Source organism: Amycolatopsis sp. NPDC101161, assembly GCF_044768185.1.
In the GTDB taxonomy this organism is placed as follows: Bacteria; Actinomycetota; Actinomycetes; order Mycobacteriales; family Pseudonocardiaceae; genus Amycolatopsis.
Map to the genome: position 1 here is coordinate 1,047,898 of NZ_JBIWPI010000005.1, position 21,499 is coordinate 1,069,396.

The window sequence follows — 21,499 nt, forward strand, 5'->3', positions numbered from 1 at the left end:
TTACGACGACCGGACGCAGGTATCGGCATCGTTACCGAGCGGAGTGATGACTCGAGACATTCCGGGGTCGGGGTTTCCGGTCGCCGTCGCCACTAGCGTCCGAGGAGTGCCGCGGGGTGCGGATCAAGCCGTCAGCCCCGGCTGGATCGGGGAGACCTGCAAACAATGGCGAAGTACAGCGGGACCCCGGTGGCCGTCGTCGCCGAGGCCTACCGGGGTCGACGCCAACGGCGCCACCGTCACACCGCGGCAGCGTGCCACTCGTGTGCGGCGAACGCCTCGTCCAGCGGTGCGCCCGTCAGGCGGTTCGCGAACGTCGACAGCGTGTACGTCCCGATGCCCAGCACCACCTCCAGGGCGTTCCGGGTCGTGTACCCGGCCTCGACGAAGGCGGCCAGCGAGTCAGGTGGGACGTCGCCGGTCGTGTCCAGCACCGTCAAGACAAACCGCCGCAACGCCTCCAGTCGCGGCGAGGGCAACGCCGACTGCTCGCGCAACGCCGAAACCAGCTCCGGCGCGGCCGACATGCCCGTCAGGGACGCCGTGTGCATCGCCACGCACAGGTGACACCCGTTGCGGGCCGCCACCGTCATGACCAGTACTTCGCGGTCCAGCGCCGGCAGGGTCGACGACTCGAAGATCGAGTTGAGCTTGAGGAAGCCGTTCAGCAGCTCCGGCGACGTCGCCAACCGCGCGACGGCGGACGGGACTCGGCCGAACTTCTTCGCGGTGGCCGCCATCGCCGGGCGGGCGGCCGGGGGTGCAGACTCCGGGGTGTGATCGGGGAACAAGACGGCTCCAGACGTAGGATCGACAACGTGGTTGTCGAAACCGTAAACCTGGTTGTCGAAAAAGGCAAGGGGTAATGACCGACACGCCCGGCTACGAGCTGCCCTTCCTGCTCTTCGGCGGCTTCCGCACGCTCATCGACCGCCTCCACGCCGAGCTCGCGCGCCGCGGGCACCCGGACGTGCGGCCGTCCTACGGCTTCGCCATGCAGGCGATCGGCGTCCAGGGAGCGACGGCGTCGGAGATCGGCCGCCGCCTCGGTGTCTCGAAGCAGGCGGCGGGCAAGACGGTCGAGCGGCTCGAGGCGCTCGGGTACGCCGAACGCGCCGACGACCCCGGCGACGCGCGCCGCAAGATCGTGCGGCTCACCGCGCACGGCATCGACGCGCTCACGAAGTCCGCGGAAATCTTCGACGACCTGCGCAACGACTGGGCCCGCGCGGTCGGCGCCGAGCGGATCGGCGCGCTCGAGGCCGACCTGCGCAAGGTCGTCGGGCCCGCGGCCTACCGGCTGGACGCCGCGGGGTGGTTCTCCAGCTAGAAGCCGCAGCCCGGGTCCGGCGCGTCCTCCGACAGCGGGCTGCCCGCCGGGAGCACGTACAGGACTTCGAGCACGAGCGGCGTCGACCCGAGGTTGCGGCCGATGTGCACCTGGTCGGGCTTCTCGGTGAACGCGCGCCCGGTGCCGAAGACGCCGTCGATGCTGCAGTCGGCCAGGTTGTGCGTCAGCGTCCCGGATTTCACGTACGCGTAGAGCGTGCCGTCGTGGAAGTGCCAGCCGGTGTAGCCGCCGGGCTGGACGGTGATCTCCCGCAGCGTGTAGTCGGTGTGGCCGATCGTCTTCTTGGCCAGGATCGTGCCGGTGACGCCGCTGCCGGGCGTCGCGGACGCCGTCGCGGGCAGCAGGGCGAGGGCGAGCGCGGAGGCGGCGATGATCGTGCAGGTCTTGCGCATCGGGCAGTTCTCCTCACGATGAGCGCAGGGTGCGCCGCATCATCTTGCCCGATTCGGTGCGCGGCAGGCGATCGGTGAAGTCGAACCGCTTCGGCGTCTTGAACCCGGCCAGCGCCGCCCGGCAGTGTTCGGCCAGCCGCGCGGCCAGGTCGTCGTCCGCGGCGACGCCGGGGACCGGCTCGACGACGGCGACGACCCGCTGTCCCCACTCCTCGTCCGGCTCGCCGATCACCGCCGCGTCGGCGACGTCCGGGTGGCTCAGCAGCCGCGCCTCGATCTCGGCCGGGTAGATGTTGACGCCGCCGGAGAGGATCAGGTCGGTCCGGCGGTCGAGCAGGAAGACGCGGCCTTCGGCGTCGCGGTGGCCGAAGTCGCCCACGGTGATGAATTCGCCGAACCGGTTCGCCGCGGTCTTCTCCGGGTCGCCGAGGTAGTCGATCGCGGTGTGGGCGGAGCTGAACCAGATCGTGCCCGGCTCGCCGGCCGGGACCTCGGCGCCGTCGTCGTCGAGGATCTTCAGCCGCACGCCGGTCAGCGGCCGGCCCACGGTGCCCGGCGCGGCCAGCCATTCGGCGGCCGTGACGCCGCAGATCAGCCCTTCCGAGGCGCCGTAGTACTCGTGCACCACCGGGCCGAGCCAGGCGATCATCCGCTCCTTGACCTCGCGCGGGCACGGCGCCGCGCCGTGGATGACGCTGGTCAGGCTCGACGTGTCGTACCGCGCGCGGACGTCCTCGGGCAGCCGCAGCATCCGGTGGAACATGGTCGGCACGAGGTGGGTGCCGGTGACGCGGTGCCGTTCGATCAGCCGCAGCGTCTCCTCGGCGTCGAACCGGTCCATCAGCACCGCGCTGTGCCCGAGGTGCATGGCGTTGACGGCGAACGAACCGGGCGCCGCGTGGTACAGCGGGCACGCCACCAGGTGCACCCCCGGCCCCGGGACGACGTCGAACGAAGCCAGCAGATCGCGGTGGATCGGGTGCAGCGACGGCGGTTTCCCGCTGAGCGCGCGCCGGACGCCCTTCGGCCGCCCGGTGGTGCCCGACGTGTAGAGCATCGTCTGGCCCGCGGTCCGCGGTTCCGGTGGCGTCGACGGTTCGTCCTCGCCCCAGGACGCGTAGTCGCCCCAGCCGTCGGCCGCGCCGACGGAGAACCGCGGCAGGTCGAGGTCGCATTCGCGCGCGATGTCCGCGTCGGCGACGACGACCCGGGCGCCGCTGTTCGCCACCACGTAAGCGATTTCGGCCGGGGATGACCGGTAGTTGACCGGGGTGAAGTACATCCCGGCCTGCAGCGTGGCGAACAGCAGCTCGAAGTAGGGGAGTCCGTTGTGGACGATCGCGACGACGCCGTCGCCCTCCCCGAGCCCCAGCCGGTGCAGTGCGTGCGTCAGCCGGTTCGCCCGCGCCGCCAGCTCGCCGAAGGTCGCGGCGGTCCCGTCGGGCGCGAGCACCGCGAGCCGGTCCGGGTGCTGCTCGGCGACGTCGAAGAAGGTGCTCACGCCCCGCACGCTACCGGGTACCGTGCGACGCATGGACGCGGAGCTTTTCGGGCAGGTTCTCGGCGCGGTGCGCGACTTCGTGCGCAAGGAGGTCGTGCCGCGCGAGGCGGAGATCGACGAGCGCGACGAGATCCCGGCCGAGATCCGGGACAAGGCCGCCGAGCTGGGCCTGTTCGGCTGGGCGCTGCCGGAGGAGTACGGCGGCCTCGGCCTCGGCATGGCCGAAGACGTCCGGCTCGCGATCGAGCTCGGCCACACGACCCCCGCGTTCCGGTCGCTGTTCGGCACCAACAACGGCATCGCCGGCCAGGCGATCGTGCACTACGGGACGCCGGACCAGCGCACCCGCTGGCTGCCCCGGCTGGCCGCGGGGCAGGCGATCGCGTCGTTCGCGCTCACCGAGGCCGAAGCCGGCTCCGACCCGGGCGGGCTGACCAGCCGCGCGGTCCGCGACGGCGACCGCTACCGCCTCTCGGGCACCAAGCGGTTCATCACGAACGCGCCGCTGGCCGAGGTCTTCGTCGCGTTCGCGCGCACGGACCTCGACAGCACCGGCAGCCGCGGCATCTCGGCGTTCCTGGTGCCCGCGGGCGCGGCCGGCGTCACGGTCGGGCCGCACGACGCCAAGATGGGCCAGGCCGGCGCGTGGACGTCCGAGGTGGTCTTCGACGACGTCGAGTTGTCGGCCGACGCGCTGGTCGGCGAGGAGGGCAAGGGCTTCGGCATCGCGATGGCCTCGCTCGCCCGCGGCCGGCTGCACATCGCGGCCCTGTGCGTCGGCATGGCGGAGCGCGCGCTCGCCGAAGCCGTCGAGTACGCGCGGACAGCCCGTCAAGGCGGCCGCGTGATCGGCGAATACCAGCTCGTCCAGGCGCTGCTCGCGGAGTCGCACGCGGAGCTCGCGGCCGGCCGCGCGATGGTGCACGAAGCCGCCGCGAAGTACGACTCGGGCGAGGACCGCAAGCTCGGGCCGTCGTCGGCGAAGCTGTTCTGCACCGAGATGCTCGGCCGGGTCGCCGACCGCGCGGTCCAGGTGCACGGCGGGATGGGGTACGTCCGCGGCGTCACGGTCGAGCGGATCTACCGCGACGCGCGGCTGTTCCGCATCTACGAAGGCACCAGCGAAATCCAGAAGCTCGTCATCGCGCGGCAGCTGCTCAAGGACTGAACTTGCGCTGGAGTCCACTCCAGGACTTAGCGTCGGGTCATGACCACCGCACAGCACAAGATCGGCTCCGGCTTCGGAGCCGAGACCACCGCGGCCGAAGCCGTGGCGGGCGTCGACCTGACCGGCAAGCTCGCGATCGTCACCGGCGGCTACTCGGGCATCGGCCTGGAGACGACGCGGGCGCTGACGGCCGCGGGCGCGCACGTCGTCGTCCCGGCCCGCCGCCGCGCCACGGCGGAAGAAGCCTTGCGGGACTTCGAAAACGTCGAGATCGACGAGCTGGACCTCGGTGACCTCGACAGCGTCCGCGCGTTCGCCGAGCGGTTCCTCGCGTCGGGGCGCGGGATCGACGTCTTCATCGGCAGCGCCGGGATCATGGCGTTGCCGGAGACCCGCGTCGGGCCGGGCTGGGAAGCGCAGTTCGCGACCAACCACCTGGGCCACTTCGCCTTGGTGAACCGGCTTTGGCCCGCGTTCAACCCTGGTGCCCGGGTCGTTTCGGTCTCCTCACGCGGCCACCACTACGGCCCGGTCCGCTTCGACGACCTCGACTTCCGGCAGGGCTACGACAAGTGGCTCGCCTACGGCCAGGCGAAGACGGCGAACGTGCTCTTCGCCGTCCACCTCGACAAGCTGGCGCGCGACCACGGCGTCCGCGCGTTCGCCCTGCACCCGGGCCGGATCCTCACCGACCTCGTGCGCCACCTGGACCGCCAGGAGCTCGTCGACGCCGGCATGGTCGACGAGTCCGGGCGGGTCACCGGCGGCGCGAAGACGCCGGAGCAGGGCGCCGCGACCCAGGTCTGGGCGGCGACGTCCCCGCGGCTCGACGGCCTCGGCGGGGTCTACCTTGAGGACTGCGACGTCGCCGAGCCCGCGCCCGCCGACGGCACCCGCACGGGCGTCAAGGACTACGCGATCGACCCGGCGCAGGCCGAGCGGCTGTGGACGGTGTCGGCCGAGCTGACCGGCGTCAACGCCTTCTAGAGCTTCTCCACCTGCCGCACCAGCAGGTCGATCTCGTCCTCGGTGTTGTAGTAGTGCACCGACGCCCGGACCAGGTCCGGCAGGTCGCGCGCGGTGAAGTCGAACTGGGCCGACGTCCGCGACGACACCGACGTGTTGATGTTCGCCTCGGCGAGCCGCGCCTTGATCTCCGCGGCGGGCGTCCCCGCGAGGCTGAACGTGACGATGCCGCACTTGCGGGCGCCGACGTCGTGCACGCGCGCCCCGGCTTCGGCGAGCCGGCCGCGCAGCGTGGCCGCCAGGGAGGCGACGCGCTCTTCGATGGCCGGCAGGCCCCAGTCGAGCGCATAGTCGATCGCCGCGCCGAGGCCGAACACCGCGGCGAAGTCGCGTTCCCACACCTCGAAGCGCTTGGCGGTCGGGTCGACGACGTACTCCGTCGGGGACTCCCAGCTCGCCGAATGCAGGTCGAGCATCGCGGGCTCCAGCCGCTCGCGCAGCCGCGGGTGCACGTAGAGGAACCCGGTGCCGCGCGGGCCGCGCAGGTACTTCCGGCCGGTCGTCGACAGCGCGTCGCACTTCAAGCGCGAGACGTCGAGGTCGAGCTGGCCGGCGGACTGGCACGCGTCGAGCAGGAACGGGATGCCGGCCGCCTCGGCGACCGCGCCGACCTCCTCGGCCGGGTTGACCAGGCCGCCCTGGGTGGGCACGTGGCTGACGGCGATCAGCTTGACGTCGCCGTCGACGCGCCGCTTCAGGTCTTCGACGTCCAGCTGGCCCGACTCGTCGTCGCCGACCACCTCGACGACCGCGCCGGTGCGCTTGGCGACCTGCAGGTACGCGATCGCGTTGCTGGCGTACTCCGCGCGCGAGGTGAGGATCCGGTCGCCGGCCTTGAAGGGCAGCGCGTAGAAGACCGCCTGCCACGACCGGGTCGCGTTGTCGGTGAGCGCGATGTCGTCGGGTTCGGCGCCGACGAGCCGCGCCGCCGACGCGTACACCGCGGCGAGCCGGTCGGACGCCTCGGCCGCTGCCTCATAGCCGCCGCGCAGCGCTTCGTGGCGCAGGTACTCGACGACGGTGTCGGTCACGACGGCCGGCGGGAGCGCCGAACCGGCGTTGTTGAAGTGGACCACTTCGGCGCAGCCGGGCGTTTCCCGGCGGGCGCGGTCGACGTCGAAGGTCATGTGAACTGAATACAGTAGCTCTCTTCTGTATGCAATACTGCGCCCATGGCTCGGACCCCCTTGCGCAGCGACCTCATCGAGGAGATCACCACCCGCGTGCTGGACGGGCGGCTCGCCGCCGGCGCCCGCGTCAACGAGGTGCACCTGGCCCGCGAACTGGGCGTCAGCCGGACGCCGCTGCGGGAGGCGCTGATCGGGCTCGCGGACCGCGGGCTGCTCGTTTCCGCGCCGGGGCGGGGGTTCCTGGTGCCGCCGTTCGACCCCGACGAGGCCCGCCGCCTCTACCCGCTGGTCGCCGAGCTCGAAGCGCTGGCCCTGCGCTGGACGTCGCCGCTGGAGCTGGCCGGGCTGCCGGACGCGCTCGACGCCGTCGCCGACGAAATGGCGGCGGCGCTCGAGTCCGGCGCCGATCTGTCCGATGTGGACGAACGGTGGCACGCCCTGCTGCTGTCCCGCTGCCCCAACCCGCACCTGCTGCGGCTGATCGGGCAGACCAAGCCGCTGCTCAAGCGGTACGAATCGTGCTACTTCGGCGGGGCGGCCCGTGCCGGGGAGAGCATCGGCGAGCACCGCCGCATCGCCGCCGCGCTGCGCGACGGAGACCTGCCGACGGCGTCCGCGGTGCTCGTCCGGAACTGGGTGAAAGCGCTGGCGTACCTGGGGAAGGACTGAAGATGATCATCGCGCACCTGAGCGACCTGCACCTCGACGGCGACCCGCGGGCGGAAGACCGGGTCGCGGCCGTGATGGCCTGGCTCGGCGGCCTGGCCCGCCCGATCGACGCGGTCGTGGTGACCGGCGACATCGCCGACCACGGCGCGGCGTCCGAATACGCGCGCGCCGCCGAACTGCTGAAGCACCCGGCGCCGGTGCTGGTGTGCCCGGGCAACCACGACGTCCGTTCGGCGTTCCGCACCGGCTTGCTCGGCCTGCCCGCGTCCGACGGCCCGATCGACTTCGCCCAGGAGGTCGACGGCGTCCTGTTCGCGCTGTGCGACTCGACGATTCCCGGCCGCGGCGCGGGTTTCCTGGCCGACTCCACCTTGGCGTGGCTCGACGACACGCTCGCGAGCGGCGACGGCCCGGCGTTCGTCGCCTTCCACCACCCGCCGGTCGAGGTGGGAGTGGAGCTGGTCGACGCGATCCGCCAGTCCGGCGAGGACCGGCTGGCGGCGGTGCTGGCCCGGCACCCGCGCGTGAAGGCGCTCTTGGCCGGGCACGTGCACACGGGCGCGTCGACGACGTTCGCCGGAGTGCCGCTGCGCATCGCGCCGGGCGTGGTGTCGCAGTCGTTGCTGCCGGTGGAGCCGGGCGCGGACCGCGGCTGGGACGACGGCGGCCCGCTGGACTACGAGCGTCCGCCGTCCCTGCTGCTGCACGTCCTGCACGACGACGGCCGGGTGACCAGCCACCACCGCGTGGTCAGCCGCTGAACACCGGCAGCGTGAGCTTCGACGGCCGGGCGGCGTCGTGGAAGATCTCGAAGCGGTTCGGCTTGCCCTTCACCGCCGACGTGACCGGCTCGTCCGTCCCGTGGTTGCGCGCGAACCGCGGGAACGCCCCGCCCGCCACCTGGACGCGCAGGCGGTGGCCTCGGCGGAAGCGGTACGCCGTCGGGTCGAGCGTCACCTCCGCCGTCACCACCCCGTCGTCGTCGGCCGCCGGGAAACCGGGCCGCAGCCGCACGATCCCGTCGGTCACGTTGCGGGACACGCCGTTCGCGTCGACGTCGCAGAGCCGCACGTAGACGTCCGCGTGGCCGAGCTCGGTGCGCACGTGCACCGTCGCCGACACCTCGCCGATGACGTCCAGCTCCGCCGGCAGCGGCTCGCCGGTGAACACCAGCACGTCCGGCCGGGCCTCGACCTCCTGGTTGTCGCGCTGCTTCCACTCGCCGGTCAGCAGCGGGCCGCCGACCGCCGGTGTCGGGTCCGCCGGGTCGTAGGTGAACGTCGTCGGCCGCGCCTCGCCGGCGACGGTCTCGCCGAGCCCGCCGATCGGCCGCAGGTGCGACGCGGTCGCCGTCGAGGGCGGCGGCCACGACTCGAAGTCCAGCCACGTCCCGGCGCCCTGCAGGAACAGCCGGACCGGCGAACGCTGCAGCTGCGTCCGGTCGCCGAGCAGGTGCGCGCGCAGGAACCCGAGCTGGTCCCGGATCATCGGGCCCATGCTCGCCGGCTCGCCGTGCGCCCACGGCCCGACCGTGAGCCGCGGCGCCTTGCCCGCCTCGGCGAGGATCCGGAAGTCGCGCAGCTGGGAGCCGATGAACAGGTCGTACCAGCCGGTCACCATCGACACCGGGACGTCGAGCTTCGCGACTTCGGCGCTGTGGTCGGACATCGCCCAGTAGTCGTCTTCGGGGACGAAGTGCTCGGTGATGTCCTGGAGGAACTGCACCGGCTTCCCGATCGCGGCGACGTCGGCGCGGCTCAGCGGCAGGAACGACATCGCCTTCCGCGTCTTGCGCTTCTGCAGCGGGTTCGGCAGCGCGGCGAAGCGCTCTTCCTGGCGGCCGATCATCGCCGACCACGACACCATGTTGTCCGCCGCGAGCACGCCGCCGGGGTAGAACGTCGAGACGAACTCCGACGCCGTCACGCCGAGGCACATCGCCGCCAGGGGCGGGTCGAGGTACGGCCCGACCGCCCACTGCGTGTGGCCGAGGTAGCTGGCGCCCGCCATGGCGAGGTTGCCGTCGCACCACGGCTGCGCGCGCAGCCATTCGGCGGTCGCGAGGCCGTCCTCGCGCTCGAGGTGGAACGGCCGGAACTCGCCGCCGGAGCCGAACGAGCCGCGCGTGCTCTGGATGACCGTCTGCAGGCCGTGCCGGGCGAACGTGTCGCCGAAGAGCTTCGAGAGGATGCCCTTGCGCCCGTAGGGCGTGCGGATCAGCACCACCGGCGCCGACGTCGTCCCGGCCGGCGCGTACCGGTCGGCGAGCAGCGTGACGCCGTCGGGCATCGGCACGGTGAGGTCGCGCGTCACCACCGGCTTCGGGCCTTCGGGGCGGGGGAGTCCGAGCAGCTTGTCGACAAGTCGGTCCAGCACGGGCGCCCGCCTTCCGAAGTGGAGCAGATCCTTCCGGATCCGACCGTACCTCAGTTCGCGCGGGCGAGCGTTTCCGGACGCAGCAGCCTGGCGAGCTCCTCGGCGGGGATCAGGCCCTTCTCGACGACGAGCTCGGCGACGCCCCGCCCGGTCGCGAGGGCCTCCTTGGCGATCTCCGTCGCGGCCGCGTAGCCGATGCTCGGGTTGAGCGCGGTGACCAGCCCGATCGAGTTCTCGACGTAGGCGCGCAGCACGTCGACGTTCGCGGTGATCCCCGCGACGCACTTCGTGGCCAGCGTCCGGCAGGCCGCGCCCAGGTGCGTGATGCTCTCCGACAGCGCGTGCAGGATGATCGGCTCGAACGCGTTGAGCTGCAGCTGCCCGGCCTCGGCGGCCATCGTCACGGTGACGTCGTTGCCGATCACCTCGAACGCGACCTGGTTCACCACCTCGGGGATCACCGGGTTGATCTTGCCGGGCATGATCGACGACCCGGCCTGCACCGGCGGCAGGTTGATCTCGTTCAACCCGGCACGCGGACCCGACGACAGCAGCCGCAGGTCGTTGCAGCTCTTCGAAAGCTTGACGGCGATCCGCTTGAGCACGCCGGACAGGTGCACGAATGCGCCGCAGTCCTGGGTCGCCTCGACCAGGTCCGCAGCGGTGACGACGGGCAGCCCGGTGATCTCGCGCAGGTGCCGGCACGCGGCTTCGGCGTACCCCGGCGCGGCGTTGAGGCCGGTGCCGATCGCGGTCGCGCCGAGGTTGATCTCGTGCAGCAGCGCAACGGCTTCGTTCAGCCGCAGCCGGTCCTCGCCGAGCATCACCGCGTAGGTGCCGAACTCCTGGCCGAGCGTCATCGGGACCGCGTCCTGCAGCTGCGTGCGGCCCATCTTCAGCACGTCGTGGAACTCGACGGCCTTGGCGGCGAACGCCTTCTCCAGCACAACCATCGCTTCCGACAGCTCACGCACGGCGATGATTGTCGCGACGTTGACCGCGGTCGGGTACGCGTCGTTCGTCGACTGCCCGCGGTTGACGTGCTCGTTGGGGTGCACGACGTGGTAGTCGCCCTTGGCGTGCCCGAGCAGCTCGAGCGCGCGGTTGGCGATGACCTCGTTGGCGTTCATGTTGGTCGACGTCCCGGCGCCGCCCTGGATGACGTCGACGACGAACTCGCCGTGCAGTGCGCCTTCGCGGATCTCCCGGCAGGCCTCGCAGATGGCGTCGGCGATCTCGGGTTCGAGCAGCCCCAGCTCGGCGTTGGCGCGGGCCGCCGCTTCTTTCACCGAGGCCAGCGCTTCGATCAGGTGCGGGTAGGCGGCGATCGTCGTGCCGGTGATGGGGAAGTTCTCCCGGGCGCGGGCGGTGTGCACGCCCCAGTAGGCGTCGGCGGGGACGTCCTTGTCGCCGAGCAGGTCGTGTTCGCGGCGGGTGGTCATCGCAAGCTCCCCACAGAGGCGGCCAGTTTTCCGGTGACGCGCAGGTTGTCCGGTCCGTCCGGGACCTCGACCCCGCACAGCTCGAGCGCGGCGGCCAGCACGGGGTACCGCGCGCGGTCGCCGCCGTCGGCGATCTTGAAGGCGATCGCCGTGCCGTCCGGCAGCGCGGCGACCTGGACGGCCTCGAAGCCGTCCTTCGCGATCAGCCCGGGCACCGCGCGCATGACGGCGGTGACGTCCCGGCGGCTGCCGCCGACCAGCTCCGGGTGCCGGCGGATCCCGTCGGCGACCAGGTGTTCCGGCGTGCCGGGCGCGGCCGCGGCGATCTTCGAGACGGCGGTCGCGAGGCCGCGCAGTGTCGTCGCGAACAGCGGGGCACCGCAGCCGTCCACGGCCACGCGCTCGATGCCGTGCCCGGTGAGGTCCTCGACGGTGGCGGCGATCGCGCGCTGCAGCGGGTGCGCCGGGTCGAGGTAGCCGTCGACGGTCCAGCCGTTGAGCCGGCACGTCTTGAGCATCGCGGCGTGCTTGCCGGAGCAGTTGTGCGCCAGCCGGCTCGGCGCCCGTCCCGCGGCGAGCCAGCGGTCGCGCTCGACGGGGTCGTACGGGAAGTCGGCCGGATTACCCAGCTCGTCGGGGGAGTGGCCGTCGAGCACGGCGGACGCGGCGTCCAGGTGCTCCGGCTCGCCGGAGTGGCTCGCCGCGGCGATCGCGAACCCGGCGGGGGACAGGAGCAGCCCGAGCCGGGCCATCGCGGCGGCCTGCAGCGGTTTCGCCGTCGAGCGCGGGTACATCGCGGCGTCCGGATCGCCCGCGGCGAACAGCGTCGCGCCGTCCGGGGCGAGCACGATGGCGGAGCCGTGGTGCCCGCCCTCGACCATGCCGTCGCGGACCAGCTCGACCAGGGGTTCGGCGGTCACATGCCCTCCTCGTCGAACGCGCGCATGTCGATCCGCCGGCGGGCGGCGAACCAGCCCACCACCAGCGCGACGGCGATCGCGGGCAGCGCGAGCAGGGTGATCCGGCCGGTTTCGTCGAAGCCCATCAGCACGACGACGGCGGCCAGGAACACGAGCGTCGCGATCTCCGTGTACGGCGAGAACGGCAGCCGGAACGCGGGCCGCTCGAGCCCGTCGCGCTTGGTCTTCCGGACGAAGAGCAGGTGGCAGAGCACGATGATCGCCCAGGTGGCGAGGATGCCGATCGCGGCGAAGTTCAGCACGATGTCGAAGGCTTCCTTCGGCACCAGGTAATTCAGCCCGACGCCCAGCACGCAGACCGACGCGGTGAGCAGGATGCCGCCGTAGGGCACCTGGTTGCGGTTCATCACGCCGGTGAACTTCGGCGCCGAGCCCGCCTTGGCCATCGACCGCAGGATCCGGCCGGTCGAGTAGAGCCCGGAGTTCAGGCTCGACAGCGCCGCGGTGAGCACGACCAGGTTCATCACGCTGCCGGCCGCGGGCACGCCCAGGTGCGACAGCACGGTGACGAACGGGCTCTGGTCCTTCGTGTACGAGCTCCACGGCAGCAGCATCGCCAGCAGCACGACCGAACCGACGTAGAAGACGAGGATCCGCCACATGATGGAGTTGATCGCCTTCGGCATGATCTTCTCCGGGTTCTCGGTCTCGCCGGCGGCGACGCCGACCAGCTCGACCGAGGCGTAGGCGAACACGACGCCCTGCACGATCAGCACCATCGGCACCAGCCCGGTGGGGAAGATCCCGCCGTGGTCGGTGATCAGCTGCGGTCCGGGGACGGTGCCGTCGATCGGCGTCTGCGTCACCAGCAGGAAGATCCCGATCACCATGAACAGCACGAGCGCGGCGACCTTGACGATGGCGAACCAGAACTCCATCTCGCCGAACAGCTTCACCGAGACGAGGTTGAGCGTCAGGACGACGGCCAGCGCGATCAGCGCGAGCACCCACTGCGGGATCGGCGAGAAGAACGACCAGAAGTGCGCGTAGAGCGCGATCGCCGTGATGTCGGCGATGCCGGTGGTCGACCAGTTGAGGAAGTGCATCCAGCCGGCGACGTATGCGCCCTTCTCGCCCATGAACTCGCGGGCGTAGGAGACGAAGGCGCCGCTGGAGGGCCGGTACAGGATGAGCTCGCCGAGCGCGCGCACGACGAAGAAGGCGAAGAGGCCGCAGACGGCGTACACGATGGCGAGCGCGGGCCCGGCCTGGGCGAGCCGCCCGCCGGCGCCGAGGAATAGGCCGGTGCCGATCGCGCCGCCGATGGCGATCATGTTCACGTGCCGCGGCTTGAGGGCCTTGTTGTAGCCGGCGTCGCCCGCGTCCGCGGAGGTGGCCGTGAGGGTCTGCTCGGTCACTGGTCCCCGTTCACGATGCTGGTCAGAGTGGCTTCGACGTGCGTGAGGTGCGCGGTCATGGCTTCGACGGCTTGTCGTTCGGAACCGCTCTCGATCGCCGTGACGATCTCGCGGTGTTCGATGTTCGACTGCCGCCGCCGGTCGCCGAGCTGGTTGAGGAAGGCGGACTGGCGGGCCAGCGCGTCCCGGATCTCTTCGATCACCTTCCCGAAGACGGGGTTGCCCGAGGCCTGGGCGATGGTGATGTGGAAGAGCGAGTCGAGCGCGACCCAGGCGGTGTTGTCGGTCTCCGCGTCCATCCGGTCCACGAGGTGGCCGAGCAGGTCGAGGTCGTCCTGGCTGCGTCGCACGGCCGCGTAGCCCGCGACGGGGATCTCGACGTGCCGGCGCACCTCGATGAGGTCGCGGGCGGAGTAGGGCCCGAAGGTGGGGTTGTCGGCGGGGCCGGTCGCGGTGACGAACGTGCCCTTGCCGGTCTTGGACTCGGTCATGCCGAGGGCCTGCAGGCCGCGCAGGGCTTCCCGGATGACCGAGCGGCTGACCTCGAACTCCCTGCTCAGGGACGCTTCGGAGGGAAGCTTGGTGCCGACCGGGTAGTCACCGCGCTCGATGAGCTGCCGCAGGTGCGCCAGCACCGCTTCCATGGCGCTGACCCGCCGGGGACCACCTTGTCCGGCTGTCTGGCTGTCAGACAGGTTCATGCGGGGAATGCTCGGTGCCGAGGGGTGCGCTGTCAACGCGAGCCGGGGCGGCTGTGGCCCACCTCACCGGCGGCCGGTGGTGCCCGCCGCGTCTCCGGCGTACCCGCTCGCGACCCTCGGACCGGCGTCCCCCAGTGACCGCCCGGCAGCACCGCGTGCGCGTGATCACCACCGCCCGAAAAGGGGGCGCGTCGCAGCGGCGGAACACCTCCGGCGAGGAGCAGAATCGACCCCGGCGAGCGCGTGCGCGCCCGGCGGGAGCCACGGGTTAGGGTGAGGGACCCGGGCGCAGCCGGTCCCATTCACCTAGGGGAGGTTTTCGCTGGTGTCGAACGATTCCTTCGTCCACCTGCACGTCCACACCGAGTACTCGATGCTCGACGGTGCGGCGAAGATCGCTCCCCTCTTCGCGGAGGCGGCGCGCCTCGGCATGCCCGCGGTCGGCATGACCGACCACGGCAACATGTACGGCGGCGACGAGTTCTACCAGCAGTCGAAGAAGCACGGCCTCAAGCCGATCATCGGCATCGAGGCCTACATCGCGCCGGAGAGCCGGTTCCACAAGAAGCCGGTCTTCTGGGGACAGTCGAACCAGCGCGGGTCCGACGAGCTGGGCGAGGGCGGCGACGTCTCGGGCGCCGGCGCGTACACCCACATGACGATGCTCGCGCAGAACGCCACCGGCCTGCGGAACCTCTTCAAGCTGTCCTCGCTGGCCAGCATGCAGGGCTACTACCGCAAGCCCCGGATGGACCGCGAGCTGATCGCGGAAAACCACTCGGGGATCATCGCCACCACCGGCTGCCCGTCCGGCGAGGTGCAGACCCGGCTGCGGCTGGGCCAGAAGGAAGCGGCGATCCAGGCCGCGTCCGACTACAAGGACATCTTCGGCGCCGACAACTTCTTCCTCGAGCTGATGGACCACGGCCTGCCGATCGAGCGGTCGGTCCGCGAAGGCCTCCTCGAGATCGGCCGGCTGCTCGACCTCAAGCCCCTCGCCACGAACGACTCGCACTACGTCACCAAGGACCAGGCCGACACGCACTCGGCGCTCCTGTGCGTCCAGGCCGGCAAGACCCTCAACGACCCGACCCGGTTCAAGTTCGACGGCGACGGCTACTACCTCAAGTCCGCCGCCGAGATGCGCGAGTACTGGGACAAGGAGGTCCCCGGCGCCGCCGACACGACGCTGATGATCGCCGAGCGCATCGAGTCGTACGAAGACGTCTACGCGCACAAGGACCGGCTGCCGTTCTTCGAGGTGCCCGAGGGCTACGACCAGGGCGGCTGGCTGCGCGAAGAGGTCGCGAAGGGCCTGAAGTGGCGCTTCCCGGACGGGCCGCCCGAGGGCTACCACGAGCGCATCGAGAAGGAGCTCGACGTCATCATCGGGAAGGGCTTCCCGGCCTACTTCCTGATCGTCGCCGACCTCATCAGCTACGCCCGCCGCGTCGGCATCCGGGTCGGCCCGGGCCGTGGTTCGGCCGCCGGCTCGCTCGTCGCGTACGTCCTCGGCATCACGAACCTGGACCCGATCCCGCAGAAGCTGCTGTTCGAGCGGTTCCTGAACCCCGAGCGCGTCTCGATGCCCGACATCGACATCGACTTCGACGACCGCCGGCGCGGCGAGATGATCCGGTACGCGACCGACAAGTACGGCTCGGACAAGGTCGCCCAGGTCATCACCTTCGGCACCATTAAGACCAAGGCCGCGATCAAGGACTCCGCGCGCGTCCACTTCGGCCAGCCCGGCTACGCGATCGCGGACAAGATCTCCAAGGCGCTGCCCCCGCCGATCATGGCGAAGGACATCCCGCTCTCGGGCATCGTCGACTCGAAGCACGAGCGCTACGGCGAAGCCGCCGAGGTCCGCGCGCTCGTCGAGACCGACGAAGAGTGCAAGACGATCTTCGAGACCGCCCGCGGTCTCGAGGGCCTGATCCGCAACGCGGGCGTGCACGCCTGCGCGGTCATCATGTCGTGCGACCCGCTGACCGACGCCATCCCGCTCTGGCAGCGCGACGACGGCTCGATCATCACCGGCTGGGACTACCCGTCGTGCGAGGCCATCGGCCTGCTGAAGATGGACTTCCTGGGCCTGCGGAACCTGACGGTCATCGGGGACGCGATCGACAACATCAAGGCCAACCGCGGGATCGACATCGACCTCGACACCCTTGGCGTCGAGGACCCGGAGACGTACAAGCTGCTCGCCCGCGGCGACACGCTCGGCGTGTTCCAGCTGGACGGCGGGCCCATGCGAGACCTGCTCCGCCGCATGGAGCCCACGGTCTTCGACGACATCGTCGCGGTCGGCGCGCTGTACCGCCCCGGCCCGATGGGCATGAACGCGCACAACGACTACGCCGACCGGAAGAACAACCGGCAGAAGGTCAAGCCGATCCACCCGGAGCTCGACGAGCCGCTGCGGGAGATCCTGGCCGACACCTACGGCCTGATCGTGTACCAAGAGCAGATCATGCACATCGGCCAGAAGGTGGCCGGGTACACGATGGGGCGCGCGGACGTGCTCCGCCGCGCGATGGGCAAGAAGAAGAAGGAAGTCCTCGACCTCGAGTACGAGGGCTTCGAAGCCGGGATGAAGGCCAGTGACCTGGTCCCGGGCGGGTTCTCCGCCGAGGCCGTCAAGGCGCTCTGGGACACGATCCTCCCGTTCGCCGGCTACGCGTTCAACAAGAGCCACGCGGCCGCGTACGGCCTGGTCTCCTACTGGACCGCGTACCTCAAGGCGAACTTCACGGCCGAGTACATGGCGGCCCTGCTGACGTCGGTCGGCGACAACAAGGACAAGTCGGCGGTCTACCTGTCCGAGTGCCGCCGGCTCGGCATCAAGGTGCTGCCGCCGGACGTCAACGAGTCGGCCTTGCGGTTCGCGGCCGTCGGGGACGACATCCGCTTCGGGCTGGGTGCCGTCCGCAACGTCGGCGCGAACGTCGTCGAGTCGATCATCAAGACCCGCGAGGAGAAGGGCAAGTACGCCTCCTTCACCGACTTCCTCGACAAGTCCGAGCTCGTGGCCTGCAACAAGCGGGTCATCGAGTCGCTGATCAAGGCGGGCGGGTTCGACTCGCTCGGCCACACGCGGCTGTCGATGATCCAGGTCCACGAAGACGCGGTGGAAGCCGTCGTCCCGCTCAAGCGCCAGGAGGCGATGGGCCAGTTCGACCTGTTCGGCTTCGGCGGTGACGAGGGCGAGGCGGCTCCGTCGTCGTCGCCGCTCGCGCACCTGAAGTTCGGCGAGGAGGAGTACCCGCGCAAGCAGCTGCTCGCCTACGAGCGCGAGATGCTGGGCCTGTACGTGTCGGCCCACCCGCTGGACGGTGCCGAGCGGATCCTGCGCAAGCACGCGCCGAAACCGATCGCCGGCATCCTCGCGGACCCGCCGAAGGAAGGTGAGATCGTCATCTCGGGGCTGATCACGTCGCTGGAGCGGCGGGTCAACAAGAAGGGCGAGCCCTGGGCGATCTGCACGGTCGAGGACATGGACGCCTCACTCGAGGTGCTCTTCTTCCCGAAGTCGTACGCGCTCTTCGCGGGTGAGCTGATCGAAGACAACGCGGTGCTGGTCAAGGGCCGGGTCAACTGGCGTGAAGACAAGATGTCGATCTTCGGCGGCGGCCTCGCGACGCTCGACCTGTCCGAGGTCGGCACCGGCAACGGCGACGACGAGCCCCCGCTGGTCCTGCTGGCCGCGGCGGAGAAGATCGACCAGTCGGTGGTCAGCGAGCTGCGGTCCACGCTGCTGGCGCACAAGGGGGAGACCCCGGTGCACCTCAAGCTGGTGGGGCGGAACCAGACGGTCTTCGCGCTCTACGACTACCCGGTCAAGGTCAGCTCGATGCTGATCGGTGAGCTCAAGGGCATCCGGGGCATCACGGCTTCCACGTGACGTTTCGGGAGGCGGGATCCCTGCGCACAACGCGCGCGGATCCCGCCTTTCGTGTTTGCTGGACACGATGACTTACGAACCCGATCCCCGTCGCTGGAAAGCGCTTGCCGTTTCGCTGACGGCCGGGTTCATGGGGCTGCTCGACGTCAGCATCGTCAACGTCGCGCTCCCGTCGATGCAGTCCGGGCTGAACGCGACCAGCGGCGGCATCCGCTGGGTCGTCTCCGGCTACGCGCTGGCGTTCGGGCTGGTCCTGGTCACCGGCGGCCGGCTCGGCGACGCGTTCGGCCGCCGGAACATGTTCCTCGGCGCCCTCGCCGCGTTCGTCATCACGAGCGCGCTGGCCGGCGCGGCCCCGAACGAGACGACGCTGGTGATCGCGCGGCTCGCCCAGGGCGTCGCGGCCGGCATGCTCACCCCGCAGAACACCGGCCTGATCCAGGACCTCTTCCGCGGCGCCGAGCGCGGCCGCGCGTTCGGGATGTTCGGTGCCGTCGTCGGGATCTCGACGGCGGTCGGCCCGATCCTCGGCGGCGCGATCCTCGCCGTCTTCGGCGCGCAGGACGGCTGGCGCTGGGTGTTCTACGTCAACGTCCCCATCGGCGTCCTCGCGTTCGCGCTGGCCCTGCGGCTGCTGCCTCGCAGCGAGAAGAAGCAGATCAAGGTCCGGTCGGAGATCGACTTCGTCGGCATCGCGCTGCTCGCGATCGCCGTCCTCGGCGTGCTGCTGCCGGTCATCCAGTCCGACGACGGCGGGCCGGCCCGGTTCTGGTGGCTGTTCGTCGTCGCGCTGGTGTTCGGGTTCGCGTTCGTGCGCTGGGAGCGTTCGGTCGTCCGGCGCGGCCGGTCGCCGCTGCTGGACACCCGGCTGTTCACCGGCACGCCGGGCTACGCCGCCGGTGCCGCCGTCGGCGCCCTGTACTTCTGCGGGTTCGCCGGGATCTGGCTGGTCTTCGCGATGTTCTTCCAGCAGGGCCTCCACTACACGCCGCTGCAGTCGGGCCTGTCGGTGACGCCGTTCGCGGTCGGCTCGGCGGTGTCCGCGGCCGTCGCCGGGCGGCTCGTGCCGACCTTCGGCCGGCGGCTGACGGTCACCGGCCTGGCCATGGTCGCGCTGGGCCTGCTCGCGGTGGCGGTGCTCGCCGAGCTCGTCCCGCCGTCGGCGTCCGGGTGGGCGTTCGCCTTGCCGCTGCTGTTCGCGGGGGTGGGCGGCGGCATGGTGATCTCGCCGAACACGACGTTGACGCTCGAGTGCGTGCCGGTTCGGATGGCGGGTGTCGCCGGCGGCGCGCTGCAGACCGGGCAGCGGATCGGCACGGCCATCGGCACCGCGGTACTGGCTTCGGTGTTCGGCACGGTCGTCGTCGCGGCGAAGGACTACCCGCTCGCGCTGACCGTCGCGCTGTGCTGCGCGGCCGGCTTGACGTGCCTCGCGCTGGCCCTCGCGATCGCCGAACTGCGGGCGCGGCGCCACCGTGCGCAGACTTCCGACCACGAACGCGAAGACCGGCGGGCTGAGACGTCCGCCGCGGACGTCCAACGGGGCTGAGACACTACTTTCGGCAGATTCGCGATGCTCCAAACGAGTGACGAGCGCGGAAAGACACTGGTGCTACGCAGAGCAACCGGGTAGATCTTATGGAGCCTTCACTGCGCGGCTTCGGCTACCGACAGTGGCAATCGGTCGGCCACCCGGGGATGGGGTGACCGGCCCGAGCGATCGAGGCGTCCGGAGTTCGAGGGAATGGACACACTCGGTCACCTTCCATCCAGTGAGTTGTCGGCGTCCGCGGGGGACCGTCCGGCACTCGCGGAAGGGATGCCCATCGGCAGCCGCCGGCGCGTGACGGCAGCGGGTGGGCCCGGGTGAGGGGGAACCGGGCCCGCCCGTTCTTCGTGTCGTGCTTCCACCCCGCTCGTGATCATGTTGGGATGACCGCGTCCGACAGGCACGAGACCGGGAGCTTCGATGACCCAGCAGCCGTCGCGGCCGGAGAGCCGGCTGCGGGTGTGGTACCGGCCGATGCGCTCGCGCGACAGCGGTGAGCACCACCGCGTCGCGACACCCCTGGAACTGCTGTTCGACCTCTGCTTCGTGGTCGCCGTCGGCCAGGCCGCGGCTTCGCTGCACCACGCGCTGGCCGAGGGCCACGCCGCCCACGGCGTCACGTCGTTCGCGACGGTGTTCTTCGCGATCTGGTGGGGCTGGCTGAACTTCAGCTGGTTCGCTTCGGCGTTCGACACCGACGACGTCCCGTACCGGCTGGCCACGCTCGTGCAGATCGCCGGCGGGCTGACGGTCGCGGCGGCGGTGTCGAGCGCGTTCGAGGGCGACTTCCGGCTGATGGTCATCGGGTACGTGCTGATGCGGCTGGCGATGGTGTTCCAGTGGCTGCGGGCCGCGCGGTCCGATCCCCGCTGCCGCCCGGCGGCGCTGCGGTACGCGGCGGGCATCGCGGTGGTCCAGGTGCTGTGGGTGTCCTACCTGTGGCTGCCGGACGGGGTGCGGCTGATCGCCTTCATCGGGTTCGCGGTGCTGGAGATGGCCGTCCCGGTCTGGGCCGAGAGCCGGCACGGCACGACCTGGCACCCGCACCACATCGCGGAGCGGTACGGCTTGTTCACCTTGATCGTGCTCGGCGAGGTCATCCTCAGCGCGACGAACGCGATCAAGGAGGGCACCGCGGAGCCGGGGCACACCGGCGAGCTGATCTCGCTGGCCGCGGCCGGGCTGGTCCTCGTGTTCTCCATGTGGTGGCTGTACTTCGACCGGCCCGGACACGCGCGGCTCGTCCGCCGGCCGACGATGTTCACGTCGATGAGCTGGGGTTACGGCCACTACCTGATCTTCGCGTCCGTCGCGGCCGTCGGCGCGGGGCTCGAGGTGGCGGTCGCGTACGACACGGGGACCCTGCACCTCGGCGGCGTGGCCGCCGCGTTGCCGACCACGATCCCGGTCGCGGTCTTCCTGCTGAGCGTGTGGCTGTTGCACATCGGGCCGACCAACGAGTGCCGGCCGATCGCCGTCGGGTTCCCGGTGACGGCGGTGCTCGTCCTGGCGGCGTCGTTCACGCCGGCGCCGATCCACATCGCCGCGGTGCTGACGGCCGCGCTCGTCGCGCTGACGGTCGTCGCGACCCACGGGCAGCCCCAGCCGGCTTGATCGCGGATCGGTGCAGGTCAGCGGCCTGGCGCGATAAAAGGGACCCCCCTGTGCGAGGGGGTTTCGGGGGCATGTAAAGTTCTCCAAGTCGCCAGGGAAACCGGGTGGCCGCCGGGAACACGAACCAAGCTCCCACGATCGTGGTAGAGTGGGTGGTCCCGAACCAGGGTGGTATCCCTGGAACAAAGCTTGAAACAAAAGCCGAAGACCAAGGCGCTTCGCGGCGCGGCGGTTCGAAGTGTGTTGCTTGAGAACTCAACAGTGTGCTAGTGAACTAAGCCAGTAGAGCTTATGTATTGAACCTCGTATGAGGTTCCTTTGAGAGCAAGAAA

Annotated in this window: 17 protein-coding genes; 8 read left to right on the forward strand and 9 right to left on the reverse strand. The window is 70.7% G+C overall.

Going from position 1 to position 21,499, the window contains the following annotated elements:
* Window positions 1-239: 239 nt before the first annotated feature.
* Window positions 240-740, reverse strand: a complete 501-nt coding sequence (locus ACIRSS_RS38450) for a carboxymuconolactone decarboxylase family protein (protein WP_400904055.1) — start codon at window positions 738-740, stop codon at window positions 240-242.
* 125 nt (window positions 741-865) lie between these two features.
* Between ACIRSS_RS38450 and ACIRSS_RS38455 the strand changes: the two genes are divergently transcribed.
* Window positions 866-1,330: a MarR family winged helix-turn-helix transcriptional regulator gene (locus tag ACIRSS_RS38455; protein ID WP_400903958.1), complete on the forward strand. Its 465-nt coding sequence runs from the start codon at window positions 866-868 to the stop codon at window positions 1,328-1,330.
* Here the strand turns inward: ACIRSS_RS38455 and ACIRSS_RS38460 are convergent.
* On the reverse strand, window positions 1,327-1,743 hold the full coding sequence (locus tag ACIRSS_RS38460; protein WP_400903960.1) for a cupin domain-containing protein: 417 nt from the start codon (window positions 1,741-1,743) through the stop codon (window positions 1,327-1,329). The genes ACIRSS_RS38455 and ACIRSS_RS38460 overlap by 4 nt on opposite strands.
* 13 nt (window positions 1,744-1,756) lie before the next feature.
* Window positions 1,757-3,244 (reverse strand): AMP-binding protein, encoded by a 1,488-nt coding sequence (locus tag ACIRSS_RS38465; protein ID WP_400903962.1) that lies wholly within the window; start codon window positions 3,242-3,244, stop codon window positions 1,757-1,759.
* Window positions 3,245-3,275: 31 nt separating this feature from the next.
* Here ACIRSS_RS38465 and ACIRSS_RS38470 point away from each other — a divergent pair, with 31 nt between their 5' ends.
* Both ACIRSS_RS38470 and ACIRSS_RS38475 read left to right on the forward strand, forming a co-directional pair.
* Window positions 3,276-4,412 (forward strand): acyl-CoA dehydrogenase family protein, encoded by a 1,137-nt coding sequence (locus ACIRSS_RS38470; protein WP_400903963.1) that lies wholly within the window; start codon window positions 3,276-3,278, stop codon window positions 4,410-4,412.
* Window positions 4,413-4,451: 39 nt separating this feature from the next.
* Window positions 4,452-5,399: an SDR family NAD(P)-dependent oxidoreductase gene (locus tag ACIRSS_RS38475; protein WP_400903964.1), complete on the forward strand. Its 948-nt coding sequence runs from the start codon at window positions 4,452-4,454 to the stop codon at window positions 5,397-5,399.
* On the opposite strand, the gene ACIRSS_RS38480 is transcribed toward ACIRSS_RS38475, so the two are convergent.
* Window positions 5,396-6,565, reverse strand: coding sequence for an aminotransferase class V-fold PLP-dependent enzyme (locus ACIRSS_RS38480; RefSeq protein ID WP_400903965.1), 1,170 nt, complete (start codon window positions 6,563-6,565; stop codon window positions 5,396-5,398). The two genes, ACIRSS_RS38475 and ACIRSS_RS38480, sit on opposite strands and share 4 nt — an antisense overlap.
* 45 nt (window positions 6,566-6,610) lie before the next feature.
* On the opposite strand from ACIRSS_RS38480, the gene ACIRSS_RS38485 reads away from it, so the two are divergent.
* The gene (locus ACIRSS_RS38485) at window positions 6,611-7,237 is read left to right on the forward strand and encodes a GntR family transcriptional regulator (RefSeq protein WP_400903967.1); all 627 of its coding nucleotides are present in this window, start codon (window positions 6,611-6,613) and stop codon (window positions 7,235-7,237) included.
* A gap of 2 nt (window positions 7,238-7,239) precedes the next feature.
* A complete protein-coding gene (locus ACIRSS_RS38490; protein ID WP_400903968.1) occupies window positions 7,240-7,998 on the forward strand; it encodes a metallophosphoesterase in 759 nt (252 codons plus the stop codon).
* On the opposite strand, the gene ACIRSS_RS38495 is transcribed toward ACIRSS_RS38490, so the two are convergent.
* From ACIRSS_RS38495 to ACIRSS_RS38515, 5 genes are read right to left on the reverse strand one after another with little or no spacing between them, the layout of a single operon-like run.
* Window positions 7,988-9,613 (reverse strand): CocE/NonD family hydrolase, encoded by a 1,626-nt coding sequence (locus ACIRSS_RS38495; RefSeq protein ID WP_400903970.1) that lies wholly within the window; start codon window positions 9,611-9,613, stop codon window positions 7,988-7,990. The genes ACIRSS_RS38490 and ACIRSS_RS38495 overlap by 11 nt on opposite strands.
* 50 nt (window positions 9,614-9,663) lie before the next feature.
* Complete coding sequence (gene aspA, locus ACIRSS_RS38500) at window positions 9,664-11,055, reverse strand: aspartate ammonia-lyase (protein ID WP_400903972.1); 1,392 nt, start codon at window positions 11,053-11,055, stop codon at window positions 9,664-9,666.
* Complete coding sequence (locus tag ACIRSS_RS38505; RefSeq protein WP_400903974.1) at window positions 11,052-11,975, reverse strand: asparaginase; 924 nt, start codon at window positions 11,973-11,975, stop codon at window positions 11,052-11,054. Before ACIRSS_RS38505 ends, aspA begins: the two co-directional genes overlap by 4 nt.
* Entirely contained in the window at window positions 11,972-13,393 is a 1,422-nt protein-coding gene (locus tag ACIRSS_RS38510) for an amino acid permease (RefSeq protein WP_400903976.1), read from the reverse strand. The genes ACIRSS_RS38505 and ACIRSS_RS38510 overlap by 4 nt, the downstream gene beginning before the upstream one ends.
* Window positions 13,390-14,037 carry a FadR/GntR family transcriptional regulator gene (locus tag ACIRSS_RS38515; protein ID WP_400904056.1) on the reverse strand — a complete coding sequence of 216 codons (648 nt, stop codon included), beginning with the start codon at window positions 14,035-14,037 and terminating at the stop codon, window positions 13,390-13,392. Before ACIRSS_RS38515 ends, ACIRSS_RS38510 begins: the two co-directional genes overlap by 4 nt.
* A 382-nt stretch (window positions 14,038-14,419) precedes the next feature.
* Between ACIRSS_RS38515 and dnaE the strand changes: the two genes are divergently transcribed.
* The 3 genes from dnaE (at window position 14,420) to ACIRSS_RS38530 (ending at window position 21,167) form a co-directional block, all read left to right on the forward strand.
* Entirely contained in the window at window positions 14,420-18,004 is a 3,585-nt protein-coding gene (dnaE, locus tag ACIRSS_RS38520) for a DNA polymerase III subunit alpha (protein WP_400903980.1), read from the forward strand.
* Between the two features lie 67 nt (window positions 18,005-18,071).
* Window positions 18,072-19,553: an MFS transporter gene (locus ACIRSS_RS38525; RefSeq protein WP_400903982.1), complete on the forward strand. Its 1,482-nt coding sequence runs from the start codon at window positions 18,072-18,074 to the stop codon at window positions 19,551-19,553.
* Between the two features lie 420 nt (window positions 19,554-19,973).
* Window positions 19,974-21,167, forward strand: coding sequence for a low temperature requirement protein A (locus ACIRSS_RS38530; RefSeq protein WP_400903984.1), 1,194 nt, complete (start codon window positions 19,974-19,976; stop codon window positions 21,165-21,167).
* The last annotated feature ends 332 nt before the right edge of the window (window positions 21,168-21,499 follow it).